We start from the raw sequence: 3,773 nt of genomic DNA on the forward strand, positions 1-3,773 counted from the left end.
CAGCAAATTCTAAAACTATTATTTTTGCACCACTAATATATTTCTATAGCAAAGTCAGCAACTGGACCATCATGACTTAGGGCAAAGTAAGGAAGACTGGCTAAATTCAAGGTGCAATCAAATTCCAGTTTTCCCTGGTTCGTACGAACCACCAACGTTTGTATGGAGTCCACCCGCGTCATATTATTCCCCACCATGAACTTTAAGTCTCCATCTACATATTCATAGCGATGATCATTTTTTGATTGCCCCGACTCGGGAATGACAGCACCTTTGCCAATTGTTACCTTTCGATATGTTGTCAATACATCACCGTTACTTTTGATAACTCGTGCAACAATGCTTCCAGAGTGGAACATTCTTACCCGTGTAGAAAATTTTTGCGTTTGATATCCTTCAAGAAGCCTTACAGTAACGGCAGCTTCGGAATTGACAAAAATAGTTATTTCACTACCAGTGCCGATATAATCGGGCATTTCTAACGTAAGCGGTATAGCGTCACCGTTCTCGGCACTTTCTGGTGCTTTTAATACAAGCTCATTTGTTTTTCGAGTATTCGATGATCCACTGCATCCTCCCGCTATGGCCAAAATTACCAGAACAATCAAAACTCTTGTAAAGCAAAGTTTCATGTAATATTCGTCATCCCTGAGAAATAAATCTCTAATATGATTATTATAGTATCCCATTGTACAACCTACTCTATTGCTGCAAAGATTATTTCGCCTGAATTACTTTACCAAATTCCGCAACTTCGGCCATTAATTCCTCCACAGTTAGCGTCGTTGCTGGTGTAATTGGGCAACCCGCATTTTGCAATGCTCTGGCCGTCCATACATTACAGGTATTAAATGCATGATAGGTTTCCCCGGATAAGTAAAATTGACTCTTGCCATACAATCCCGGACCCAGAGCCTGGGCCACCCCCCTGTCATCTCTGGCATAGCTATTTCTTAAATAGTCACAAAGTCTCGCAAATCCCTCGTGGGTCAAATCAATCCTGATAATCTCGCTACGCGCGAAGTACTCTTTTACAGGCTCACTGAATCCGACAATGTGTAAAACACTCTCTGTGGGGAATAATCCTGCTTTTAGAGTAATCCCCAGGTGTGGATCAGAGGTCATGTAATAGTCTTTGTCGCCCCATCCCACTTCCAGATACCTGGCATCAGGAAAATCATTGTGCTCAGGCCACAGGCCATCCGGGATATCCGCCCGTTTGATAACTATACCGGCATGCCAACCATGACTGACGAGATAGATTGATTTAACAGGCTCATTTTGGCCTGGTGGAAACAAGCCCTTCGGAGGTGAGGAACAAGCAGCCAAAACCAGAGACAACAGGATAAAAATAACTTTGTTGATTCCGTCACTCATTGCTTCTCGTTAACTCAATATAAAATCTTTCCAGGCACTGTTTTGCTATTTGTTGCCAGCGTATTTCATTCTGTTTTTTCAATACTGCGACGCATTATATCCAGGGCAACAATAAGGAATCCTAATATCACCGAAGCCCCTGCAAATGCCTTAACCAGGTCAGTATCGAACAATACAAGAAGAATTGCGCCGGCCACTATCAATACAATACCACTGATTCTAAAAGCCATTATTTACCTCATTATTTTTAAAATAATCCTGTTTTTATCCACAATCCGGATTTTACGGTCCAGTCCGTTAATGATTTTCTCATCCAATACAACCAGAATTTATTATCAATTTAAAGTAAAATATTATACGGTTCATGATTTTATCTGGATTGACTAATTTTTTCTGCAGTATCAACGACTTTCCTGTTGAGGAATCATTTGCATGGAAAACCTGGAAGCGCTTGACCTGGTGAATAAGGGCGGCCTGCTGGTATGGCCAATCCTGTTGTGCTCACTCATTGGTACAGCCATATTTTTCGAGCGGTTGTTGCGTTACCGAAAATTTCTGAAGCGTCGTGAAAATCATGAATCCCTGTACCAACTTATTCATGACGGTAAATTCGGTACCGCCCGGGAACTTATACGCAAAAGCAACCCAGAGCAATCTGCGGCCAAACGGATAATACTGGAAGCGCTTAATGTTGAAGAACCCGACCGGGACACTGTGGAAATGATTTTAATTCATGGCGTCGAACGGGAAGTCGCATCATTATCGCGTTATCTAAGTACCCTCGCAGTTCTCGGTAGCACCGCACCACTGCTTGGTTTACTGGGTACGGTATTGGGAATGATCAAGGCATTTGTCGTTGTAGAACGCATGGGGGGCAGTGTCAATGCCTCGGTATTAGCTGGTGGCATCTGGGAAGCCATGCTCACTACTGCATTTGGACTATTGGTGGCTATTCCACTGCTCTTCTTTCATAATCATCTTGAAAGCCGCCTGCATTATATACACGAATATCTGGAAGAAATTGCCATCGCGTTCATGAAATCCTGGTCCAGGGGCCATAATTCTGTACTGTAGAACCATGTTGCGATTTCCTTCCAAAAAGCGCACACGCCCCACGATTCATCTAACGGCATTGATCGATATTGTATTTTTACTGCTCATTTTCTTTTTACTGGCCAGCAGTTTCGTTGAGCAAGCAGGCGTTGCCATTATCGTACCGGAAATTGAGAGTGAAGGTTCTGGTTTACTTCCTGAAATTATTGTGCAAATTGACAAGGACGGAAACATATTAATTGATGAGACTAATGTGAATCAGCATCAACTAACTACAATTATAAAACTTCGAATTAAATCCCTGGCCAAAGATACCGTTGTCATTCAGGCAGACCGGAGGGTGCAATATGATACGGTTGTAAAAGTTATCGATGCCGCCAAGCTGGCCGGTGCAAAAAACCTGATACTGGTTACCACGCGCAAACAATCGTGATGTTCTCCAGGTCCGTTTAAATATTTTCCTCTGTTGTGTGCTATTTACAATTTCCTGACCTTTTCCAGCATCTCCTGCGCATGCCCATCAGGTGTGACGCCATATATTACTTCTTTCAGGACGCCTTCCTTGTCAATTAAAAACGTAGACCGGACTATCCCCATTTTTTTTACACCTGCTTTTTCCTTTTCCTGCCATACCCCATAACTTTCACACAGTTCACCCGTCGTGTCTGCCAGCAATTCAACTTTCAGAGCATATTTATCAATAAATGCCTGATGGCTTTCGCAAGTATCTTTGCTTACACCAATAACAATCGTATCAGCAGCTGCAAATTCACTGGCAAATTCGGTGAATTGATTGGCCTCTATGGTACAGCCTGGTGTGTCGTCCTTGGGGTAAAAATACAGGATAACATTCTGTCGATTCCGAAAATCAGATAACTTTACAGTTTTGTTATCCTGGTTCACTACAGAAAACTCCGGAGCCATCTGGTTTTTCTCTAACATTATATTTTCCTTGTAAACTGTAATTGAATTAACGAGACATTCAAAAACCAAACTATAATAGCGTTCAAATCAGGACAACCCTTAAATACGCCTGGTACAGTATATAATTTTATTCCAGTACCCACTATCCGTCACTACTTACTGGCAAAAACTCTCCAAAAGGTGACCTGGGTAAATTAGATAATAGCAGGGAGTGCGTAGAGATATTAGTAGACAGCCGCTAACCACACCGATGTGCACAGGCTGCTAAAAGGATCATCAGTAGCCTGATCTAAAAGGCAATGGGTAGCTATTCAAATAGCTACCCATTAAAGTAAATAAATATTTGTTTTTGGAGTAAATCAGCGACACTGGTCTGATCTTTGATCACTTACTGCCAGTGCTACTATGGAAGAATCAGC

Annotated in this window: 6 protein-coding genes; 2 read left to right on the forward strand and 4 right to left on the reverse strand. The window is 42.1% G+C overall.

Annotated features, from left to right (window positions below; all coding sequences use genetic code 11):
- Positions 1–32: 32 nt before the first annotated feature.
- The 3 genes from ACWVCM_RS13640 to ACWVCM_RS13650 all read right to left on the reverse strand — a co-directional run bounded on the left by ACWVCM_RS13640 (position 33) and on the right by ACWVCM_RS13650 (position 1,607).
- Positions 33–689 carry a thiosulfate oxidation carrier protein SoxY gene (locus ACWVCM_RS13640; RefSeq protein ID WP_455202312.1) on the reverse strand — a complete coding sequence of 219 codons (657 nt, stop codon included), beginning with the start codon at positions 687–689 and terminating at the stop codon, positions 33–35.
- Positions 690–717: 28 nt separating this feature from the next.
- Positions 718–1,377, reverse strand: coding sequence for a DUF2459 domain-containing protein (locus tag ACWVCM_RS13645; protein WP_455202313.1), 660 nt, complete (start codon positions 1,375–1,377; stop codon positions 718–720).
- Between the two features lie 65 nt (positions 1,378–1,442).
- Positions 1,443–1,607, reverse strand: coding sequence for a hypothetical protein (locus ACWVCM_RS13650; RefSeq protein ID WP_455202314.1), 165 nt, complete (start codon positions 1,605–1,607; stop codon positions 1,443–1,445).
- 202 nt (positions 1,608–1,809) lie between these two features.
- Here ACWVCM_RS13650 and ACWVCM_RS13655 point away from each other — a divergent pair, with 202 nt between their 5' ends.
- Both ACWVCM_RS13655 and ACWVCM_RS13660 read left to right on the forward strand, forming a co-directional pair.
- Entirely contained in the window at positions 1,810–2,451 is a 642-nt protein-coding gene (locus ACWVCM_RS13655) for a MotA/TolQ/ExbB proton channel family protein (RefSeq protein ID WP_455202315.1), read from the forward strand.
- A gap of 4 nt (positions 2,452–2,455) precedes the next feature.
- A complete protein-coding gene (locus tag ACWVCM_RS13660) occupies positions 2,456–2,863 on the forward strand; it encodes an ExbD/TolR family protein (protein ID WP_455202316.1) in 408 nt (135 codons plus the stop codon).
- 44 nt (positions 2,864–2,907) lie between these two features.
- Here the strand turns inward: ACWVCM_RS13660 and ACWVCM_RS13665 are convergent, their stop codons facing one another.
- Complete coding sequence (locus tag ACWVCM_RS13665; RefSeq protein ID WP_455202317.1) at positions 2,908–3,372, reverse strand: peroxiredoxin; 465 nt, start codon at positions 3,370–3,372, stop codon at positions 2,908–2,910.
- Between the last annotated feature and the right edge of the window lie 401 nt (positions 3,373–3,773).

Source organism: Kaarinaea lacus, from assembly GCF_975902315.1.

What these genes read in the sequence shown, in the direction of transcription:
- ACWVCM_RS13645 (WP_455202313.1), bottom strand. Translation starts at nt 1,377, where the DNA reads ATGAGTGACGGAATCAACAAAGTTATTTTTATCCTGTTGTCTCTGGTT.
- ACWVCM_RS13640 (WP_455202312.1), bottom strand. Translation starts at nt 689, where the DNA reads ATGGGATACTATAATAATCATATTAGAGATTTATTTCTCAGGGATGAC.
- ACWVCM_RS13665 (WP_455202317.1), bottom strand. Translation starts at nt 3,372, where the DNA reads ATGTTAGAGAAAAACCAGATGGCTCCGGAGTTTTCTGTAGTGAACCAG.
- ACWVCM_RS13660 (WP_455202316.1), top strand. Translation starts at nt 2,456, where the DNA reads ATGTTGCGATTTCCTTCCAAAAAGCGCACACGCCCCACGATTCATCTA.
- ACWVCM_RS13655 (WP_455202315.1), top strand. Translation starts at nt 1,810, where the DNA reads ATGGAAAACCTGGAAGCGCTTGACCTGGTGAATAAGGGCGGCCTGCTG.
- ACWVCM_RS13650 (WP_455202314.1), bottom strand. Translation starts at nt 1,607, where the DNA reads ATGGCTTTTAGAATCAGTGGTATTGTATTGATAGTGGCCGGCGCAATT.